This is a genomic window from Bowdeniella nasicola (genome assembly GCF_001907295.1).
Taxonomy (GTDB): domain Bacteria; phylum Actinomycetota; class Actinomycetes; order Actinomycetales; family Actinomycetaceae; genus Bowdeniella; species Bowdeniella nasicola.
In genome coordinates, this window is sequence record NZ_MQVR01000010.1 from 1 (window position 1) to 19,612 (window position 19,612).

Genomic DNA, 19,612 nt, shown 5'->3' on the forward strand with positions numbered 1-19,612 from the left:
AAGACCCTCGGCTGGAAGACCCCCGCCGAAGTCTTCGGCGAAGCACTACAATCCCTGAAACAGGCCGGTGTTGCAACCACCGGTTGAACCTGCCGCCGAACAGCGAGATGAGGTCGAAAAACTTTTCCGACACGAGCGCCTTCAGCGGGGCCGTGTAATAGGTGCGGCCGCCAGCGGCGAGCGAGGCGAGGTGGGTCGACAGGGCGATCATCGATTTGCCGGAGCCGGTCGGGGTCGCGGCGATAGTGTGCGCGCCGGAGAGGATCGCGAGCGCGGCCTCCTCCTGATGCTCATACAGGGGGCGTCCAGTCTCGGCCGCCCAGGAGGAAAACGCCTCGAACAGGGCATCGGTATCGTCCAGCTTCCCTTCGTCGTCGAGATCATCAAGGAGGACGTTCAGGGCAGGGCGTAGCGCGGACATGACTCCATCATCCCAAATCGACGTAGGCTTGCCCTATGAAGATCGCGCGCTATACCCACAATGACGAGATCACCTACGGTGTGCTCGACGGCGATGACCTCGTGGCCCTGCGGACCGACCCGCTGTTCGGCGGGTTTGAGACGACCGGGCGGCGCGTCCCGCTCGATGAGGTGCGCCTCCTCTCGCCGATCATCCCGCGTTCGAAGGTCGTCGGGATCGGGAAGAACTATGCGGATCATGCCGCCGAGATGAACTCGGAAGTACCCGCGGAGCCGATCATGTTCTTCGTCCCGAACACCGCGGTCATCGGCCCCGATGACCCGATCGTGCTGCCGCCGTGGGATGACGTCGTCCACCACGAAGCCGAACTCGCGGTCGTGATCTCGCGGCCGTGCAAGGACGTGCCGATCGAGCGCGCAAAGGAAGTCATCTTCGGTTATACCGTCGGCAATGACGTCTCGGCCCGCACCGCCCAGCGCGGCGATACGACGTGGGCGCGAGGCAAGGGTTTTGACACGTCGTGTCCGCTCGGACCGTTCCTCGTCATTCCGGAATCAGATGCGGAATTCGACCCGACGAACGCGGCCGTACGCTGCTATGTCGATGGCGAGTTGCGTCAGGACGGCAACACGAAGGACATGATCTTTTCGATCCCCGAGCTCATCAGCTATGTGACGTCCGTGTGTTCGCTGCTGCCCGGCGACGTCATTTTGACCGGCACCCCGGCCGGCGTTGGCCCGATCGAGCACGGCCAGCGCGTCGAATGCGAGATCGAGGGGATCGGCGAACTTACGAACCTCGTGATTCGCCGGTAATCGCCGCCGCGAGACGCCGCACGAGTTCCATGACGTTGTCGGGACTCATCGCGAGGTTCACGCGCAAGTGGCCCGGGCTGCCACAGTTCGCGCCATCGATCGCAGCGACTTTAGCCTGCTGTAGCGCGAACTCGCCCGGAGCCGTAATCCCATAGGGGCGCAGGTCGATCCAGGCGAGGAACGTGCCCTCGGTGGGGTAGTGGCCGGCGTTCGGCAGGGCCTTGGAAAGCTCGCGGGCGAACAGGTCGCGGTTGGCGCGCAGCACGTCGAGGACTTCCGCGAGCCAGTCATCGCTGTCGCGGTAGGCGACGACGGTGCATTTCACGCCGAGCGGGCTCGCGAGCTCCTCATAGTGCTCGGCCCAGGCCGCCAGCGCCGCCCGATCCGCCTCGCTCGTGACGATGCCCTGGGCACACTTCAGGCCCGGGATGTTAAAGCCCTTCGACGTCGAGGTCCCCGTGATCGTGTGGGACGCCGCGATCGGTGAGATCGACGCATAGGGGATGTGTCGGCGGTCCTCATCGAGAACGACCGGGCCGTGGACTTCGTCGGCGAAAACTCGCGCACCGGTCGCGATGACAATGCGCTCGATATCTTCCAGTTCCTTACGCGTCAGGACTCGACCGACGGGATTCCACGGGTTGCACACGATGAGCAGGCCGCCGCGCGGCTTCAGCGCCGCCTCGATGCCCGCCAGATCGAGGGAGTAGCGGCCGTCGGGACCAACGCGAGAGGGGACCTGGATGATCGCGCGTTTGAGCAGCGCCGGGTGGGACAAGAACGGCATATAGGTCGGCGTCGGAATGACGACGGGAAGGCCCGGCTGAAGCACGTGCTCGAGTACAGATTCGAGAACCGCCACCACATCGGGGTAGACGAAGACCGTCTCGGGTGGGACCTCCCAGCCGTAGCGGCGCCCTAACCACTCGGCGCTCGCGTCCTGCATCGCGGCTTTGTCCGCCGGGATGAGATAACCGAAGGCGCCGTCGGTGGCAGCGCGCTGAATCGTCGCGGCAATGGCGGGGGAGATCCCGAAATCCATCTCGGCGACCCAGGTGCCGATCGCGTCGGGATACGTGGACCATTTCAGGGAGCCACGCTCGCGCAGCCGGTCGGCGGAGAATTCGGAAAAGTCTGGGAAATACCGCGACGTCATGTGGACTACCGTACTGGTATGCGTACATGGGGAGAAGTGCTCGAGCGCACGACGTTGCCGGCGGCCGAACTCGCCGACCGTCTCCCTGGCTCCCGGCGCGCCGTCGTCACCGCGCCGCCGGGCTCGGGCAAGACGACGCTTGTACCGGTCATGGCCGCGCTCGAGACCACCAGACGCGTCCTCGTCGCCGAGCCGCGCCGCATTGCGGTACGCGCCGCTGCGCGCCACCTCGCGAGCCTCCTCGGCGAGAGTGTCGGGCAGCGGGTCGGCTACTCGATCCGCGGCGAATCGAAACGCTCCAGTGGCACCCAGATCGAGTTCGTCACGACGGGGCTGCTTATCCAGCGGATGATCCACGACCCCGACCTCGCCGGCGTCGGCGCTGTCATCCTCGATGAGGTGCACGAACGCAGCCTCGATACCGACCTCGCGCTTGCCTTCGCCCTCGACATCGCCGACCTGCGCGATGACCTCACCCTGTGGGCGATGTCCGCGACGACTGACGCGGCGGCGCTCGCGGCACTCATGGGAGAGGGGACCCCCGTCCACAGCGCCAGCGGGCGCATGTTCGAGGTCGACACGTCCTTCGTTGCGCCGCCGGCACGTGTGGCCGCCCTCGATGCGCGCGGCATGAGCCGCGACTTCCTGCGCTTCCTTGCCGCCCACACCGCCGAGATGATCAGTGGAGTCGAGGCCGGGACGCTCCTCGTCTTCGTGCCTTCCGTGCGCGACGTCGACGAGAGCGTCGCCGCGCTGCGAGGTCTCACCGATGCACCCGTCCTGCCGCTGCACGGCTCGCTGCCCGCCGACTCCCAGGACCGCGCGATCGGGCCGCACTCCGGCCCCCGTATCGTCGTGACGACGTCCGTCGCGGAAACCGGCCTTACCGTCGCCGATGTCGTTGGCGTCATCGACGCGGGCCTGTCCCGCCAGCCGCGCTACGATGCCGCCCGCGACGCCTCCGCCCTCGTGACCGTGCGCGCCTCAAAGGCCGCGATGACCCAGCGTGCCGGGCGCGCCGGGCGCACCCAGGCAGGCTTTGCCCACCGCCTCCTTGCGCCCCAGGAATGCGCGGCGCTCCGCGCTGCCGATCCGCCCGAATCCGCCACCGCAGACCTCACCGATGCGGCCCTGGCGCTCGCGGCTTGGGGCGACCCGGACGCGTCGAACTCGCGTTTCCTCGACCCGCTGCCGCCAGCCGCGCTCACCCCTGCCCGTGCTCGTCTCGTCGAACTCGGTGCGGCCGATGCCGACGGCAAACTCACGGCCGTGGGAGAGCGCCTCGCCGATCTCCCACTCGACCCGCGCACGGGCGCAGCGCTGCTTGCGCTCGCCCCGGCTATCGGCGTCGAGCGCGCGGCCCGGATCGCTGCCGCACTCGAATCTGGGCGGCGGGCACCGGGCTCCGATGCTCGGTTATTGCCCAACCCTGGCGCCGATAAGCGAACCATCGGCCGTCTCACCCGAGCGCTTCGCGCCAGCGCTACGTCCCGCCCGAACCGAAAGATCGACAACGACGCCGCGCTCGCGCTCATGATCGCGCGCGCTCACCCCGGCTTTATCGCGCGGGCCCGATCGGCGAACTCTCTGCGCTATCTCACGGCCAGCGGACTCGGGGCCGAGCTCCCGACGGACTCTCCGCTGATTGGCTCGCCGTGGCTCGCGATCGCCGAAGTCCAGCGCCTCGGCCAGACCTTTCTCGTACGCTCCGCGGCTCCGCTGCCGGAGGACCTCCTCGACTACGCGGGTGCCCACCTCATCTCCTCCTCGACGCAGCACGAGATCCACGGGACCACGGTCCGTGCCACCCGCAGCCGCCGGCTCGGCGTGATCGACCTGCACACTCAGCCGATCGCGGTAGACCCGGAGGCCGCCCGCCCCCTTGCGCGCGAGCTCATCGCCGAGCATGGGATCGGCATCGTCGACGCGCCGAGCCCGGCCGTCTCCTCACTGCTCGACCGGCTTGCGTTCCTCCATGCGCGCCGCGGCGAGCCATGGCCGGACTTCTCAGCCCAGGCGATCGCCACGAACCCGGACCTCCTCGCGATGTGCCTGGACCGCCTCGTGCACGGCAAGCGCGCACGCAGCGAGGACCTGCGTGCTGACATCATGGCGGCCCTGCCGTGGCCAGAGGCTGCGCGCCTCGATGAGCTCGTCCCCGAGCGTCTGGAGATCCCGTCCGGGCGGAGCGTCGCCCTGTCCTATACCGACGACTCGGTACGGATCGCGGCGAAGCTGCAAGAGTTTTTCGGCGCGGCCTCTTCCCCGACGGTGCTCGATCAGCCCGTCGTGATCGAGTTGCTCGCGCCCGGCGGCCAGACCCTCGCGACGACGGCTGACCTCGCCTCGTTTTGGGCGGGCCCCTACGCCCAGGTCCGAGCCGAGATGCGGGGCCGGTATCCGAAGCATCCGTGGCCCGAAGACCCGATCGCCGCAACCCCCACGCGGCTGACCAACCGAGCGCTGCGCGAGCGCGGCTAGACTGGAGACATCATGGAGACCACAGCTGTAACACCCGCAAGTAGCGCGCCCGTTCGCGTGCGATTTTGTCCCTCTCCGACCGGCACGCCGCATGTCGGCATGGTGCGCACCGCCCTGTTCAACTGGGCCTACGCCCGCCACACGGGCGGCACCTTCGTCTTCCGCATCGAAGACACCGACGCCAAGCGCGATTCGGAAGAGTCCTTCGACCAGATCATCGACTCCCTGCACTGGCTCGGACTGACCTGGGACGAGGGTGTTGGCGTCGGTGGCCCACACGAGCCCTACCGCCAGAGCCAGCGCATGGACATCTACCGCGACGTCGTGGCCAAGCTCCTGAAGGCCGGCTACGCCTACGAGTGCTACTCCACCCCCGAAGAGGTCGAGGAGCGCCACAAGGCGGCGGGCCGCAACCCGAAGCTCGGCTACGACAACTACGACCGCGACCTGACCGATGAGCAGATCGCCGAGTTCAAGGCCGCCGGCCGCGAGCCCGTCATCCGGATCAAGATGCCCGACGAGGACATCACCTTCACCGACCTCGTCCGCGGCGACGTGACCTTCAAGGTCGGCTCCATCCCGGACTATGTCATCGTGCGCGCCAACGGCGAACCCCTCTACACGCTCGTCAACCCCGTCGACGACGCGCTCATGGAGATCACGCACGTCCTGCGCGGGGAGGACCTCCTGTCCTCCACGCCCCGCCAGATCGCCCTGTACCGTGCCCTGATCGAGATCGGCGTCGCGAAGTACCTGCCCGAGTTCGGCCACCTGCCCTACGTCATGGGGGAGGGCAACAAGAAGCTGTCCAAGCGCGACCCGGAGTCCAACCTCCTGCTGCACCGCGAAGCCGGCATGATCCCCGAGGGCCTCGTGAATTACCTGGCGCTGCTCGGCTGGTCGATCTCGCCCGACAACGACATCTTCTCCGCAGACGAGATGGTCACCGCGTTCGATATCCACGACGTGAACCCGAACCCGGCCCGCTTCGATGTGAAGAAGTGCACGGCCATCAACGCCGATCACATCCGTATGCTCGACGAGGACGATTTCGCGCGCCGTTGCGTGCCCTACCTGAAGGCCGCGGGCCTTGTCGAGGCCGAGTCCTACGACGAGCTCACCGAGCGCGAGCGCGAGATCCTCACCGCGGCCGCGCCGCTGGTGCAGACGCGCGTCCAGCTCCTCGGCGAAGTCCCGGCCATGATGGGCTTCCTCTTCGTGGACGGTAAGGACCTCACCTACGACGAGAAGGCCGTCGCTAAGCTCCGTGACGACGCCAGCGATGTCCTTACCGCCGGTATCGCGGCGATCGAATCCGGCGAGTTCACGCTCGAAGGCCTCGAGTCCGCGCTGCGCGAAGCGATCGTCGAGGGGATGGAGATTAAGCCCCGGTTCGCGTTCGGCCCGCTGCGGGTCGCCGTCACCGGCCGCCAGGTCTCCCCGCCGCTGTTTGAGTCGATGGAAATCCTCGGCAAGGACGAGACCCTTGCGCGCCTCGCTGCGCTCAAGGACAAGCTCGCCCAGTAGCCGTGAGGTCTCTCACCCCCTGATGATTTGGGGAACGAGACGCGCTCGGGTAAATTAATCCTTCGGTTGGCTTTCGGTGACACTTCGCCGTAATCCGAAAGCCAATCACCCTTGGGGTATGGTGTAATCGGCAGCACGACTGATTCTGGTTCAGTTAGTCTAGGTTCGAGTCCTGGTACCCCAGCGACAACACTCAATTGTCCTTGCCCCCATCGTCTAGTGGCCTAGGACGCCGCCCTCTCACGGCGGTAACGCGGGTTCGAATCCCGCTGGGGGTACCAATAACTGAAGACTTAGGCCCCCATCGTCTAGTGGCCTAGGACGCCGCCCTCTCACGGCGGTAACGCGGGTTCGAATCCCGCTGGGGGTACAGGAGAAAAAACCCGCCATCACGGCGGGTTTTTTCGTTGCCTATCCGAGCGGCGTGAACTCCTCTAGGGAGAACACTGACTCGAGCGGGACGTCAAAGAACTTCGCGATCCGCAGCGCTAGCACGAGCGAGGGCGAATACTCGCCGCGTTCCAGGTAGCCCACCGTTTGGTAGTGGACACCGAGCGCCTCCGCGAGCTCCCGGCGCGAGACTTCCCGATCCGCGCGCAGCACCGCGATGCGGTTGTGGACCTGTTCTTCGCTCACGAGATCCCCACCTGCGAACGGATCTTTGCCTGCATCCCCGACAGCGTGGAGATCGTTTCGTTTCGGAAGGAGCGACGGATCACGATGACGGCGAGACCAAACCCGATCACGAGCCAGGCGAGCAGAATTCCTGTGGCCAAGACCGGCATGTACTCGCCAATGGGCTCGAATGCCGCCTCGCCTCCCAGCAGGGTGGCCCGTGCGAGATGTCCCGCCCAGTAAAAGGGGAGCACCTGGTGGATGAGCTGGACCCAGCGCGGCAGGACTTCCAGTGGGAAGAATGTTCCCGACGTGATCATCACCGCCACGAACACGAGCGTGCCGAGGAGGTTGGTGTAGGTCCCACGGATGAGTGATCCCAACACGAAGCCGAGCGGGGCGCAGGCAAGGATGACCAGCAGGGCAATGGCAAGGCCCAGCAGGAGGCGGGAGGTCGGAATATCAAAGTCGAAGAGGAAGATCCGAGCGGCGATAAAGATGAGGATCTGCGTGCCGAGCATGACGACCGTCGTGGTGAGGGTCTTGCCGACGGACCAGATGAGGGGGCCGTTGGGGAGGATACGCACCCGAAGCAGCGTGCCGGCCATGCGTTCGGCATACATCTCGCTCATGACAGACATGGCGATGAGAGCGCCGATGACCGCGATGATGCTCGCGATCATGTACGTACCTCCCGTCGCGGGACTCACGGCTTCATCGCCCAGTTGACGCGCCGCGAGGACGAATACGGCGGGCACGAAGATGAATCCGAGCAGCCCGGTTCCTACGAGATGGGGACGTAGATCGGCCTTGACCTGCGAGCCAATGGCGTGTGCTAGATCGGTGATACTCATGCGGCGTCGTCATCCTTTCCAATGATCGACAGGTAGGCATCTTCGAGGGTCGGCCGCGTGATCGTCAGATGGGAAATCTCGCTCAACGGGAGCGTGGCGACGAAGGCTTCGACCTCGTTGGTCGCGTGCACGTGTTGCTTGCCTTCGGCGCGCCAGGTCACCTGGACCGGAGCCACGAGTTCTTCGCGGAGCTGCCAGGGGGCTCCGTCGGCGATGATGCGACCATTGTTCATGATGAAGATCCGGCTCGCGAGCTTTTCTGCCTCGCTGAGGTCGTGCGTCGTGAGAAACACTGTGACGCCCTCATCGATCACCGAATCGAGGAGGTCGTGGATCTGTGCCTTGCCGGCCGGGTCCAGGCCGGTTGTAGGTTCGTCGAGAATCAGTAGCGGGGGATAGGCGAGCAGGGCCGCGGCGAGGTCGACGCGGCGACGCTGACCGCCCGAAAGCGTGCGCAGGACGGCGGTTGCCTTGTCTGCGACGCCGACGGCTTCGAGGGTCTCGGTGATATCGCGCACCCGGCGGCCGGCTGAGCGGTGCGCGGCGGCGATCCACGTCAGATGCTCGACGACCCGCCACTTGGGGTGGTCCGCCCAGTGTTGCTGGACGAGACCGATGCGCGTGAGGAAGGCGGAGTTGCCGCTGCTGGGGGTTTCGCCAAAGACTTCCAGCCGGCCACTGGACGGGGACAGTGTCCCGACGAGGTTTTCTACCAGTGTGGTCTTTCCGACGCCGTTGGGGCCGAGAAGGGCGACGACCTCTCCCGGTTCGATCGTGAGCGACACATCGTGCAGCACATGGTTCTTTCCATAGGAGAAGTTCACCTCCCGGGCTTCGATCATGAGTGGTGTGGTCACATGTACTCCTACGTCGAACATTGGCAATCGAATGTAGTACTTATACTACATTATGTTTTGGTGGCGCTATATATCTTTGGTGCAGGGCACAATGGCAATATGAGAATTGCCCTCGTCTCCGACTGCTATCCACCGCGTCTTGGCGGGATCGAGACCCAGGTGCGCTCCCTTGCATGGGCGCTGGCGGCAGCCGGGCACGACGTCACGGTCATCACCGCGACGCCCGATGGCTCCGAGCGGGGCGAACACACCGAGGTGTCCGAGGGCGTGACGGTCCTGCGCCTGACCACGCGAATGCCCGGCGATCTGCCCGTCAACCCGTGGGTTTCAGGCCGCCTACGGGAACTTCTTCCGATCTTCGATGCCGTGCACATCCATACCGGGATCGTCTCGCCGTTCGCGCGCATGGCGACGACCGCGTGCCTCGCGACCGACACGCGAGCGGTGATCACGTGGCACTGCCACCTCATCGACGCGACGCCGTGGTACCGCTTCGTCAATCCGCTTCAGGCGTGGCAGGAGCGCGGCATGATCCTCACCGCGGTCTCGAGCCCGGCTGCCGACGCGATCGAGGCAGCCGCGCGCGGACGCGTCACCGTCGACGTCTTGCCCAACCTGATCGAGCGGGAGCCATGGGGTAGCATCCGGCGAATCGCTCGGCCGGGCGAGGCCGCTGGCGTGCTGCGTGTCGTCACCGCGACGCGGCTCGCGGGCCGCAAACGTGTCCTACCACTCGCGAAGCTCGTGGCCGATGCTCGGAGGGGCGCGCCCGTGCGGCTCGATGTCTACGGCGATGGGCCGCAGCGCGCAGAACTCGCGCGTCTCATCCGTCATGGCGCACCGGTGCGCATATTGGGACGCGTCGGCCCGCAGGAACTGGCTGGGGCCTATCGCGACGCGGACCTCTTTATCTCGCCGGTCATCAAAGAAGCATTCGGGATCGCCGCGCTCGAAGCGCGCGCTGCGGGTCTTCCCGTGATCTATCGCCGCGGGTCAGGCATCGCAGAATTCATCACCCATGGCCGCGACGGCCTGGAAGTGACGAGCGACGAAGAGATGAGCGCTGCCCTCGTGTCGTTGCACCGGGATCGCGAGCGGCTGCGCGCACTGCGCGACTACTGCCTTACGCATCCGATCGCGCACACGTGGGACGCGGGGCTGGCGCAGTTTGTCCGCGCCTATGAGCGGCTAGGGGAGCGTACTTAGGCTTCCGTGCGCTGCATGACCTGCGACAGCCGGTTAGCGGCCGCGACGACGGCCTGCGCATGCAGGCGGGCCGGCTGACGGCCCATGCGTTCGATCGGGCCCGAGACCGAGACGGCGGCAATCACGCGGCCAGACGGTCCGCGCACAGGCGCCGACACGGACGCTACGCCGGGTTCGCGCTCGCCAACGGACTGCGAAAAGCCACGGCGACGCACCGCCGAGAGCACCGTCGCGGTAAAAGAAGCGCCGTGCAGGCCGCGATGCAGCCGGTCGGGCTCTTCCCACGCGAGCAGGATCTGCGCCGCGGAACCGGCGAGCATGGACAACGTGGCGCCGACCGGGATGGAGTCACGCAGACCCATGGGGCGCTCGGCGGCGGCGACACAGATGCGGTGGTCGCCCTGGCGGCGGTAGAGCTGCGCGGATTCACCCGTGTGGTCACGCAAGACCTTCAGGATCGGAGAGGCGGCCGCGAGCAGTCGGTCCTCGCCGGCCGAGGATGCGAGCTCACCAAGGCGCGGGCCGAGAACGAAGCGGCCCTGCATGTCGCGGGCGACGAAGCGGTGAAACTCTAAGGCGACCGCAAGCCGATGCGCCGTCGGGCGGGCTAGCTTGGTCGCGGCAACAAGCTGCGCCAGTGTTGCGGGGCCGGACTCTAAGGCCCCCAATACGAGCGCGGCTTTGTCGAGAACACCAACACCACTCGAGTTGTCCATAGCCCAATACTCTCATCTCAGAGCTTGAGACGCAACTGCGTTTGGGTTCGGTTCCAGGGAGATTTACCACCATGCTAGGCACATTGGCGGAGAAAGTGTGGCGGGATCATGTGGTGCGTCGCGGTGAAGCAGGCGCGCCCGATTTGCTCTACATCGATCTCCACCTCCTCCACGAGGTGACATCGCCGCAGGCGTTTGACGGGCTCCGTCTCGCCGGGCGGCCGGTTCGGCGACCGGATTTAACGATTGCGACCGAAGATCACAACACGCCTACGGAAGATATCTTCGCGCCCATCGCGGACCCCATCTCGCGTCTGCAGATCGAGACGCTGCGGAACAACTGTGAGGAATTTGGCGTCCGGCTTCACCCGCTCGGGGACGCTGAACAGGGCATTGTGCACGTCGTCGGCCCGCAGCTCGGGCTCACCCAGCCGGGCATGACCGTCGTCTGCGGCGACTCCCACACCTCCACCCATGGCGCGTTCGGGGCGCTCGCCTTTGGCATCGGAACCTCCGAGGTCGAACACGTGCTCGCGACCCAGACCCTGCCGCTCGCCCCGTTTAAGACGATGGCGATCACGATCGATGGTGAACTGCCCGAGGGGACGACTGCCAAGGACATCATTCTCGCGATCATCGCGAAGATCGGGACCGGCGGCGGGCAGGGGTACGTGCTCGAGTACCGCGGCAGCGCCATCGAAAAGCTCTCGATGGAAGCGCGGATGACGATCTGCAATATGTCGATCGAGGCCGGCGCCCGTGCCGGCATGATCGCGCCCGATGAGACGACGTTCGCCTACCTCAAGGGCCGCCCGCACGCGCCACAGGGCGCCGACTGGGATGCCGCCGTCGAATATTGGAAGACCCTGCGCACCGACGAGGGCGCCATCTTCGATGCCGAGGTGACGCTCGAAGCCGCCGACCTCGAGCCCTTCGTGACCTGGGGGACGAACCCCGGGCAGGGTGCCCCGTTGTCTGCCTCGGTGCCCGACCCCGTCGAGGCCGGCGGCGACGCGGAGCGCGAAGCGATCGAGCAGGCCCTTGCCTATATGGACCTGAAACCCGGCACCAAGCTGCGCGACATCCCCGTCGATGCCGTCTTCATCGGCTCGTGTACCAACGGCCGGATCGAAGATCTGCGCGCCGCCGCCGACATCATGCGCGGCCGCAAGGCCCACCCGAACGTGCGCGTCCTCGTGGTCCCAGGCTCGGCCCGAGTACGACTGCAGGCCGAGCAGGAAGGCCTCGATCAGGTCTTTACCGACTTCGGTGCCGAGTTCCGGTTCGCGGGCTGCTCTATGTGCCTTGGCATGAACCCAGACCAGCTGTCGCCAGGGGAGCGCTGCGCCTCGACCTCGAACCGCAATTTTGAAGGACGGCAAGGCAAAGGCGGACGCACCCACCTTGTCTCGCCGCTCGTCGCGGCCGCCACGGCCGTGCGCGGCACCCTGTCCTCGCCCGCCGATTTGAGGGAGTAGCCATGGAAAAGTTCACGAGCCATACCGGCATCGGCGTCCCGCTGCGGCGCTCCAACGTCGACACCGACCAGATCATCCCCGCCGTCTACTTAAAGCGCGTGAAGAAAACCGGTTTCGAAGACGCGCTGTTCGCGGCGTGGCGCAACGAGCCGGACTTCGTTTTGAACAACGATGCCTATCACGCCGGCTCGGTCCTCGTTGCCGGCCCCGACTTCGGTACCGGTTCCTCGCGCGAGCACGCCGTGTGGGCGCTGTGTGACTACGGCTTCGCCGTCGTCCTGTCACCGAAGTTCGCCGACATCTTCCGCGGCAACGCCGGCAAGCAGGGACTCGTTGCGGGAATTATCACCGACGAGGATTACCAGACCCTCCTCAAGCTCTTAGAGACCGAGCCCGGCACCGAGGTGACCGTCGATCTGGTGGCCCGAACCGTCACGTGCGGGAGCTTCGTTTGCCCGTTTACTATCGACGATTACACCCGCTGGCGGCTGCTGGAAGGGCTCGACGATATCGCGCTGACGCTACGTCACGAGAGCGAAATCACGGCGTTTGAACACCAGCGTTCGTCCTTCAAACCTCACACCCTGCTGGAGGCGAAGACACCTCCTGTTCACCAGGCATAATAGGGTCGGTCCGCCGTAAGGTGGATGAAGAAGGCAGCTTATCTACTGGGCCCTATACTGCCGGGCAGTGAGGACGAAATGAAATCGGTGCTTCGGGTCACCGGCGGCCGACCGCTCGTTGGTGAAATTACCGTTCGAGGAGCCAAAAACTTCGTATCCAAAGCGATGGTGGCATCGCTGCTCGGAACGAGTACGTCGGTCTTGCGGAACGTTCCCCAGATCAACGACGTCGAAATCGTCTCCGGTCTGCTGTCCCTGCACGGGGTCTCCGTCGAGTCGGACCCGGTCGCGGGCACCCTCACGATGGATCCGTCCAACGTCGATTTGGCGCGACTCGCCGACATCGACGCCCACGCCGGCTCCTCGCGTATCCCGATCCTGCTGTGTGGCCCGCTGCTGCACCGCCTCGGGGAGGCCTTCATCCCGGACCTCGGCGGCTGCCGGATCGGTGACCGGCCTATCAACTACCACCTCGACATTCTGCGCGAGTTTGGCGCCCACGTCGAAAAGCACTCCGAGACGGGCATCCACATCACGGCGCCCAACGGCCTGGAGGGCACCAAATACGAACTGCGCTACCCGTCCGTCGGCGCGACCGAACAGCTGCTGCTGACGGCCGTGCGCGCCGAGGGCAAGACGGAACTGCGCAACGCAGCGATCGAGCCCGAGATCATGGACCTCATCGCCGTGCTGCAAAAGATGGGCGCGCTCATCTCGGTCGACACCGACCGCGTCATCCGCATCGAGGGCGTCTCCGAACTCTCTGGCTTCAACCACACTGCGCTGTCCGACCGCATCGAATCGGCCTCGTGGGGCGCGGCGGCCCTCGCCACCGGCGGTGAGGTCACGGTCAAGGGCGCGACCCAGCCCGAGATGATGACGTTCCTCAACATCTTCCGCAAGGTCGGCGGCGACTTCGAGATCTCCGACGACGGCATCCGCTTCATGCATCCGGGCGGCAAGCTCAACTCGATCGTGCTCGAGACCGACGTGCACCCCGGCTTCATGACCGACTGGCAGCAGCCGCTCGTCGTCGCCCTCACGCAGGCCTATGGCCTGTCGATCGTGCACGAGACGGTCTACGAAAACCGGTTCGGCTTCACCGACGCGCTACGCAAGATGGGTGCGCACATTCAGGTCTATCGCGAGTGTCTCGGCGGCACGCCCTGCCGCTTCGGTCAGCGCAACTTTAACCACTCGGCCGTCATCTCGGGCCCGACGCCGCTGAAGGCCGCGGACATCACCGTGCCCGACCTGCGCGGCGGTTTCTCCCACCTCATTGCGGCCCTCGCCGCGGAGGGCACGTCGAACGTGTCCGGCATCAAGCTCATTAACCGAGGTTACGAAGACTTCCTTGGCAAGCTCGCCGCGCTCGGCGCGGATGTGGAGATGGTCTAAGCATGAAGATGTCCTTCGGACGCACCTACCCGCCCATGTACCGGTTTATCGAGGGCATCGCACGGCCCCTCATGGCGCTGTACACCGAACCGCGGTGGTCTGGCGAGGACAACCTGCCCCGCGAGGGCGGGTTTATCGCCGTCTCCAACCACGTCACCAACATGGACGCGCTGACCTTCGCGCACTTCCTCGTCGCCCAGCAGATCCCGGTGAAGTTCCTCGCGAAGTCGGAACTGTTCCGCATCCCCGTCGTCGGACGGATGATCGGCGCTGCGCACCAGATCGAGGTCAAGCGCGGCACCCGCGACGTGTCGTCCGCCCTCGACCAGGCACGACGCGCCCTGCGCGCCGGCGAATGCGTCGGCATCTTCCCCGAGGGCACCCTGACGCGCGACCCTGACATGTGGCCCATGAAGGCCAAGACCGGCACCGCGCGCCTCGCGCTGGAGACCGGTGTGCCCGTCATCCCCGTCGCCCAGTGGGGCACCCAGGAACTGCTCGAACGCTACGGCGCAAAGCCGAAGCTCGGGATCAACCACCCCGTCTACGTCTCCGCGCTGCCCGCAGTCGACCTCGATGACCTGCGCGGCCAGCCGATGACCGGCGAAATCGCCCGCGAGGCGATGCGCCGCATCATGGCCGATCTGACCGCCGGCGTCGCCGAGCTCCGCGGCGAAGAGCCGCCCGAGCACATCTGGGATATGGCCATCGACGGCGACCCGCGCCCGAAGAAGTAACCCGAACGAACCACACCATGCAACTCTCTTCCGATTTCACTCCTACGCCGCGCATCGCAATTTTGGGGACCGGCGCCTGGGGTACCGCGTTCGCTCAGGTCCTTGCCGACGCCGGCCATCCGTCGGTGATGTGGGGCCGATCCGAGGCCACGGTCGCGGATATCAACACGAACCACCACAACTCCTCGCGCCTGCCCGGCTTCCCGCTATCGGAATCGATCAGCGCGACGACCGACATCACCGAGGCGGTCTCGGGCGCCGACGTCGTCGTGGTCGCCGTGCCCGCGCAGTCGGCGCGCTCGGTGCTGGAGCAGATCGAGTCTTGGCCTAAGGAAGTCACGCTCGTCTCCCTCATGAAGGGCGTCGAGCTTTCCAGCGACCTACGGATGAGCGAGGTCCTCGTCGATGCGACGGGCGTCGACAGCTCCCAGATCGTCGTCGTCTCGGGGCCGAACCTCGCGAAGGAGATCGCGGCGAAACAGCCGACCGCGACCGTCATGGCCTGCGAGGACGCGGAACGCGCCAAGCGCGTCGCGGCCCTCACGATCACCGACTATTTCCGTCCCTACCTCAACACCGACGTCATCGGCGTCGAGCTCGCGGGCGCGGTGAAGAACGTCATCGCAATCGCCGTCGGGATGGCCGTCGGCGCCGGATTCGGCGACAACACGAAGGCCACGCTCATCACGCGCGGCCTTGCCGAGATCACGCGGCTCGCGCTCAAGCTCGGCGCGGATCCGAAGACGATGGCGGGCCTAGCCGGGATGGGGGATCTCGTCGCGACGTGTGCGTCCCCGCTGTCGCGCAATCACACGTTCGGTGCGCACCTCGCGCGCGGGATGAGCCTCGAGGAGGCCATCACCGCGGCGGGCGGCACCGTCGAGGGCGTCAAGACGAGCCGGTCCGTGCAGCACCTCGCCCGGTCTGTCGGAGTCGAGATGCCGCTGACCGACGCCGTCGTCGACGCCTGTTTCGATGGGGTGGACCTGCAGGCGATGATGAAGTCGCTGCTGTCGCGCCCCCATAAGGACGAGCGGCGTTAGCCCTTCTTCACCAGCCACATGACGTTGGCGGCATCGCAACGGTTGCCCGCGGCGGACTTCACTTCATCGCCCGAGTACCCGATGCCTTCGAGGTCGACGACCTGGCCGAAGCGGTAGCTGTTGGAGCCGATGGTGACGGTGTCCTTGCCGTCGTAGCTGGAGCCCGTGGGGGCGAGGATCGGCAGCGGACGGCCGCCGCCCGGCACCGGGACGAAGGAGATACAGCCGCCCTGGCCGACGACGATCTTGCCGTGCAGGCCCTTGGAGTCCTGCGGGCCGGCCTCGCTCGTGAGCAAGATCTTGCCGTGGATCTCTTCAGCCTTGACCTCGCTTGAGCCGCCCTGCTGCGAGGCTTCGCTCGTCGTTGACTCGGTTGACGGTTCCGCGCTGGTCGCCTCCGGACTCTCGCTTTCGCTCGCGCTGGCCGTGGCAGACGGTGCGGCGCTGCTCGGCGCGGGGGAGTCGGTGTTGACGGAAGCGGAACAGGCAGAAAGGGCTAGCAGGCTTATGCCGACGGCCGCAATAATCGAACGACGCATGATGATCCTTCAGCTACGACACAATTCTCTTGCCATCCAGCCTAACGCCGTGGCCGAGGCCTCCAAAGCGCCAGCCGGGCGCTAGTCTGGATGAGATGGAATCCACCGGACGCACACCCCGAATCGCGCTGCTCATCGGCGGGATGAGCGGGGAACACTCGATCTCCTGCCTCACGGCCGCGGGAGTACTACGCAATATCGACACCGATCGCTTCGACGTGCTCGTCCTCGGCATTACTCGAGGTGGCACCTGGGTCCTCGTCCCACCCGACCCCGAAGCTCTGGACGGCGGCACCGCCAAGGTCCCGACGGATGCGCCAGCGGTGACGCTCGTGCGCACCACGGATGGCGAGGTGCGCCTGATCGGGATCGAGGACGGCACCGACCATGGCGTCATCGATGTCGTCTTCCCGCTGCTGCACGGCCCCTTCGGTGAGGACGGCACCGTGCAGGGACAGTTCGAGATGCTCGGCGTGCGCTACGTCGGCTCCGGCGTTTTCGCCTCGGCGGCCGGCATGGACAAGCACTTCACGAAGGTCATCCTCGAACAGGCCGGCCTGCCCGTCGGCCCGTACGTGCCCGTAACAAACGATGAATGGCGAACCGAACGCGCAGCCGTCCTTACCCGGTGTGAGGCACTCGCGCTGCCGCTGTTCGTCAAACCTGCCCGCGCTGGATCCTCGCTCGGCATCACCAAGGTCGAGGATTTCGCGGACCTGCCCGCCGCCATCGAAACGGCCCACGAGCACGACCCGAAGGTCATCATCGAGGCGGGCGTGACCGCCCGCGAGATCGAGGTCGCGGTCCTCGGCGGCCGCGATGGCACGCCGCGCGTCGCCCCGGTCGGGGAAGTCGTCATGGACCTCGCCGACGGCGAGTTCTACGACTGGGAGACCAAGTACTTCTCCCACAACGCCGTCACGATGAAAGCGCCGGCGGTCCTGCCCGAGGGCGTCGCGGAGCGCATCGCGGATGCCGCAGCCCGCACGTTCCAAGTGCTCGAATGCGAAGGCCTTGCACGCGTCGATTTCTTCTACACCGAGGATGGCGAGATCCTCATCAACGAGATCAACACGATGCCGGGCATGACGCCCTACTCGATGTACCCGTTCATGTGGCAGCAGACGGGATTGAGCTACCGGGACCTCGTGACCGAACTGATTGAACTCGCGCTGAGCCGCAAGATCGGGCTGCGCTAGCTTCCGGAGCGGTCGCCCACGACGTCGGTCGAACCGACGCAGTGCTTTGTCGCTTCGACGACCTTGAGAGCGCTTGCCATCGCTAACAGGACGGCCGTGGGCTGTTCGAGCCCCGTCTCCGCGGGGACGATTACCTCGACGGCAGGGGAGCGGCCGTAGCTCAAAAACGTCCAGGCCGAATCGGGCGCGTGCGGCGGGATGAGTTCGGAGCCGGCCTCCGGGTTGATCCAGTCGATCGCGTCCTTCTCGCCGTCCTTTGACGTCGACGCGCTCACCGAGAGGCAGCGATCGGTCGTCGGGGGCGGGGGCGCGATACCGCAGCGGATCGTGATGGGAGCCTCGCTCGTGCCATAGGCCATGGTGCCCTGAGCGTCGGTCGGGATCTGCTTCATCCCCTGGATCTCGCGCGGCATCTTTTGCAGCACGCGGGCGCAGATCGGATCGGGTGCCTGCGCGCCGGGCGTCAAGTGCACTGGGGTCGCACAGGCCGACAGCGCAAGGACGCCAGCACACGTGACAGCGATGCCGCCACTGCGGCGGCGAAACAACAAGGAGGGCACATACTCACTGTACGGTTCAATCGTGACGAACTTAAACCGAACCATTGGCCAGCTGGCAGAAGACGAGCTTCTCGCACGGATCATCCCGCAGCTGCCCGCAGGCAGAACGGTGATCGACAACGGCGACGACGCCGCAGTGCTGCCCGCCGATGACGGCAGCGTCGTCGCCTGCACCGACGTCATGGTGGAGGACCGGCACTTCCGCACCGCCTGGTCGACGGGCGGTGATATCGGCTGGCGCGTCGCGATGCAAAACCTGTCAGATATTTCTGCGATGGGCGCGGCCGGCACGCAACTCCTGATCGGCCTCGTGATGCCGCCGTCGACCACGCTGGCCTGGGTTGAGGACTTCGCGCGCGGTCTGCGCCAGGCGTGCGAGGCCGGAGCCTTTGCGTGGGGATCTCCGGTCGGCGTCGCGGGCGGGGACCTGTCTGGCGGCGAAAAGATCATGGTGAGCGTGACGGCGCTCGGCTCGCTGTGCGGGCGGAAGCCGCTTACCCGCGCTGGCGCTCGTCCCGGAGATACCGTCGCGGTTGCTGGCACACTCGGGTTTTCGGCGGCGGGCCTCGCGCTCGCGACGGCGGGAAAGATTCCCGCCCGGCTCGCCGATGACTGGCAGGACCTGTCGGAAAGTGGCGCGAGCGCCGACCAGTGGGCGCAATACGCCTGGCATATCTATCGGCGGCCCCAGCCCCCACTCACCGCTGGCGTCAGCGCCGCTGACGTGGGCGCGAGCGCGGCGATGGACATCTCCGATGGCCTGGTCCGTGATCTCGGACGGCTCGCGCGCGCTAGCGGTGTGAGCATCGAGCTCACGCCCCCTTGCGACCTGCCGGGACTAGTGAGCATCGCGGAGAGTCTTGCTCCCAGCGAGGGCAAGGCGCTGGCGAACTCCTGGTGGCATTCCGGGGGAGAAGACCACGCCCTGCTTGCCACGTTCCATTCCGGGACCGAGCTACCAGACGGCTTCACGGCGATCGGACGTGTGCTTCAGGACTGCGAGGGCGGAGCACTTACCGGCATCGATCCGGAGGCGGCCCGCGGCTGGGACCACTTCGGCCAGGGATAGCGGCAGCCGGGCAAGAAAAAAGAGGACGGGGTTGCCGTCCTCTTTTTTGCGTTTGCGCTTACTTGGTGTTGCGCGCGACCTTGCCAGCCTTGAGGCAGGAAGTGCACACGTTCAGGCGCTTCGGAGCTCCATCGACGAGGGCGCGCACGCGCTGAATGTTCGGATTCCAACGGCGCGAGGTGCGCACGTGCGAGTGCGACACGCTCTTGCCGAAGCTGGGGCCCTTGCCGCAGACGTCGCAGGTGGCAGCCACGGTTCTTCTCCTCGGATTAACGATTTCCCGCCGGTGCGGGAGGTCTATCAGGCGCTCGCGTCGGC

19 protein-coding genes, 3 tRNA genes and 1 pseudogene are annotated in these 19,612 nt (G+C 66.1%); 14 read left to right on the forward strand and 9 right to left on the reverse strand.

Annotated elements, in window-relative coordinates:
• Window positions 1-94: 94 nt before the first annotated feature.
• Window positions 95-421 (reverse strand): annotated as a pseudogene (locus BSZ39_RS02815) (DEAD/DEAH box helicase); the annotation flags it as partial.
• Between the two features lie 35 nt (window positions 422-456).
• Here BSZ39_RS02815 and BSZ39_RS02820 point away from each other — a divergent pair.
• A complete protein-coding gene (locus BSZ39_RS02820; RefSeq protein WP_073715878.1) occupies window positions 457-1,236 on the forward strand; it encodes a fumarylacetoacetate hydrolase family protein in 780 nt (259 codons plus the stop codon).
• Here BSZ39_RS02820 and BSZ39_RS02825 read toward each other — a convergent pair.
• Entirely contained in the window at window positions 1,211-2,392 is a 1,182-nt protein-coding gene (locus tag BSZ39_RS02825) for a MalY/PatB family protein (protein ID WP_073715879.1), read from the reverse strand. The genes BSZ39_RS02820 and BSZ39_RS02825 overlap by 26 nt on opposite strands.
• An 18-nt stretch (window positions 2,393-2,410) precedes the next feature.
• Between BSZ39_RS02825 and hrpB the strand changes: the two genes are divergently transcribed.
• The 5 genes from hrpB to BSZ39_RS02850 all read left to right on the forward strand — a co-directional run bounded on the left by hrpB (window position 2,411) and on the right by BSZ39_RS02850 (window position 6,770).
• A complete protein-coding gene (gene hrpB, locus BSZ39_RS02830) occupies window positions 2,411-4,873 on the forward strand; it encodes an ATP-dependent helicase HrpB (RefSeq protein WP_073715880.1) in 2,463 nt (820 codons plus the stop codon).
• 12 nt (window positions 4,874-4,885) lie between these two features.
• The gene (gene gltX / locus BSZ39_RS02835; protein ID WP_073715881.1) at window positions 4,886-6,400 is read left to right on the forward strand and encodes a glutamate--tRNA ligase; all 1,515 of its coding nucleotides are present in this window, start codon (window positions 4,886-4,888) and stop codon (window positions 6,398-6,400) included.
• Between the two features lie 112 nt (window positions 6,401-6,512).
• Window positions 6,513-6,584: transfer RNA gene (locus BSZ39_RS02840), tRNA-Gln, on the forward strand.
• 21 nt (window positions 6,585-6,605) lie between these two features.
• Window positions 6,606-6,681: transfer RNA gene (locus tag BSZ39_RS02845), tRNA-Glu, on the forward strand.
• A gap of 16 nt (window positions 6,682-6,697) precedes the next feature.
• Window positions 6,698-6,770: transfer RNA gene (locus BSZ39_RS02850), tRNA-Glu, on the forward strand.
• A gap of 41 nt (window positions 6,771-6,811) precedes the next feature.
• Here BSZ39_RS02850 and BSZ39_RS02855 read toward each other — a convergent pair.
• The 3 genes from BSZ39_RS02855 to BSZ39_RS02865 are packed head-to-tail and all read right to left on the reverse strand — an operon-like array spanning window position 6,812 to window position 8,726.
• Window positions 6,812-7,036, reverse strand: coding sequence for a helix-turn-helix transcriptional regulator (locus tag BSZ39_RS02855; RefSeq protein ID WP_073715882.1), 225 nt, complete (start codon window positions 7,034-7,036; stop codon window positions 6,812-6,814).
• A complete protein-coding gene (locus tag BSZ39_RS02860) occupies window positions 7,033-7,869 on the reverse strand; it encodes an ABC transporter permease (protein WP_073715883.1) in 837 nt (278 codons plus the stop codon). Before BSZ39_RS02860 ends, BSZ39_RS02855 begins: the two co-directional genes overlap by 4 nt.
• Window positions 7,866-8,726: an ABC transporter ATP-binding protein gene (locus tag BSZ39_RS02865; protein WP_342741796.1), complete on the reverse strand. Its 861-nt coding sequence runs from the start codon at window positions 8,724-8,726 to the stop codon at window positions 7,866-7,868. The genes BSZ39_RS02860 and BSZ39_RS02865 overlap by 4 nt, the downstream gene beginning before the upstream one ends.
• A 99-nt stretch (window positions 8,727-8,825) precedes the next feature.
• Between BSZ39_RS02865 and BSZ39_RS13375 the strand changes: the two genes are divergently transcribed.
• Window positions 8,826-9,932, forward strand: coding sequence for a glycosyltransferase family 4 protein (locus BSZ39_RS13375; protein WP_073715885.1), 1,107 nt, complete (start codon window positions 8,826-8,828; stop codon window positions 9,930-9,932).
• On the opposite strand, the gene BSZ39_RS02875 is transcribed toward BSZ39_RS13375, so the two are convergent.
• The gene (locus BSZ39_RS02875) at window positions 9,929-10,648 is read right to left on the reverse strand and encodes an IclR family transcriptional regulator (protein ID WP_073715886.1); all 720 of its coding nucleotides are present in this window, start codon (window positions 10,646-10,648) and stop codon (window positions 9,929-9,931) included. The two genes, BSZ39_RS13375 and BSZ39_RS02875, sit on opposite strands and share 4 nt — an antisense overlap.
• Window positions 10,649-10,719: 71 nt before the next feature.
• Here BSZ39_RS02875 and leuC point away from each other — a divergent pair, with 71 nt between their 5' ends.
• The 5 genes from leuC to BSZ39_RS02900 all read left to right on the forward strand — a co-directional run bounded on the left by leuC (window position 10,720) and on the right by BSZ39_RS02900 (window position 15,927).
• Window positions 10,720-12,126, forward strand: coding sequence for a 3-isopropylmalate dehydratase large subunit (leuC, locus tag BSZ39_RS02880; RefSeq protein ID WP_073715887.1), 1,407 nt, complete (start codon window positions 10,720-10,722; stop codon window positions 12,124-12,126).
• A gap of 2 nt (window positions 12,127-12,128) precedes the next feature.
• On the forward strand, window positions 12,129-12,749 hold the full coding sequence (gene leuD / locus BSZ39_RS02885) for a 3-isopropylmalate dehydratase small subunit (RefSeq protein WP_073715888.1): 621 nt from the start codon (window positions 12,129-12,131) through the stop codon (window positions 12,747-12,749).
• Between the two features lie 78 nt (window positions 12,750-12,827).
• Window positions 12,828-14,147 carry a UDP-N-acetylglucosamine 1-carboxyvinyltransferase gene (gene murA / locus BSZ39_RS02890; RefSeq protein WP_073715889.1) on the forward strand — a complete coding sequence of 440 codons (1,320 nt, stop codon included), beginning with the start codon at window positions 12,828-12,830 and terminating at the stop codon, window positions 14,145-14,147.
• A 2-nt stretch (window positions 14,148-14,149) separates the two neighbouring features.
• On the forward strand, window positions 14,150-14,884 hold the full coding sequence (locus tag BSZ39_RS02895; protein WP_143180343.1) for a lysophospholipid acyltransferase family protein: 735 nt from the start codon (window positions 14,150-14,152) through the stop codon (window positions 14,882-14,884).
• A 17-nt stretch (window positions 14,885-14,901) separates the two neighbouring features.
• Window positions 14,902-15,927: an NAD(P)H-dependent glycerol-3-phosphate dehydrogenase gene (locus BSZ39_RS02900; protein ID WP_073715890.1), complete on the forward strand. Its 1,026-nt coding sequence runs from the start codon at window positions 14,902-14,904 to the stop codon at window positions 15,925-15,927.
• Here BSZ39_RS02900 and BSZ39_RS02905 read toward each other — a convergent pair.
• Window positions 15,924-16,466, reverse strand: a complete 543-nt coding sequence (locus BSZ39_RS02905; protein WP_073715891.1) for a hypothetical protein — start codon at window positions 16,464-16,466, stop codon at window positions 15,924-15,926. The genes BSZ39_RS02900 and BSZ39_RS02905 overlap by 4 nt on opposite strands.
• A 95-nt stretch (window positions 16,467-16,561) precedes the next feature.
• On the opposite strand from BSZ39_RS02905, the gene BSZ39_RS02910 reads away from it, so the two are divergent.
• Window positions 16,562-17,665: a D-alanine--D-alanine ligase family protein gene (locus tag BSZ39_RS02910; protein WP_073715892.1), complete on the forward strand. Its 1,104-nt coding sequence runs from the start codon at window positions 16,562-16,564 to the stop codon at window positions 17,663-17,665.
• Here BSZ39_RS02910 and BSZ39_RS02915 read toward each other — a convergent pair.
• On the reverse strand, window positions 17,662-18,225 hold the full coding sequence (locus tag BSZ39_RS02915; RefSeq protein WP_158025076.1) for a DUF3515 family protein: 564 nt from the start codon (window positions 18,223-18,225) through the stop codon (window positions 17,662-17,664). The two genes, BSZ39_RS02910 and BSZ39_RS02915, sit on opposite strands and share 4 nt — an antisense overlap.
• A 22-nt stretch (window positions 18,226-18,247) precedes the next feature.
• Between BSZ39_RS02915 and thiL the strand changes: the two genes are divergently transcribed.
• Entirely contained in the window at window positions 18,248-19,294 is a 1,047-nt protein-coding gene (thiL, locus tag BSZ39_RS02920) for a thiamine-phosphate kinase (protein WP_073715894.1), read from the forward strand.
• Window positions 19,295-19,352: 58 nt separating this feature from the next.
• Here thiL and rpmB read toward each other — a convergent pair whose 3' ends face one another.
• Entirely contained in the window at window positions 19,353-19,547 is a 195-nt protein-coding gene (gene rpmB, locus BSZ39_RS02925) for a 50S ribosomal protein L28 (protein WP_073715895.1), read from the reverse strand.
• Window positions 19,548-19,612 lie beyond the last annotated feature (65 nt).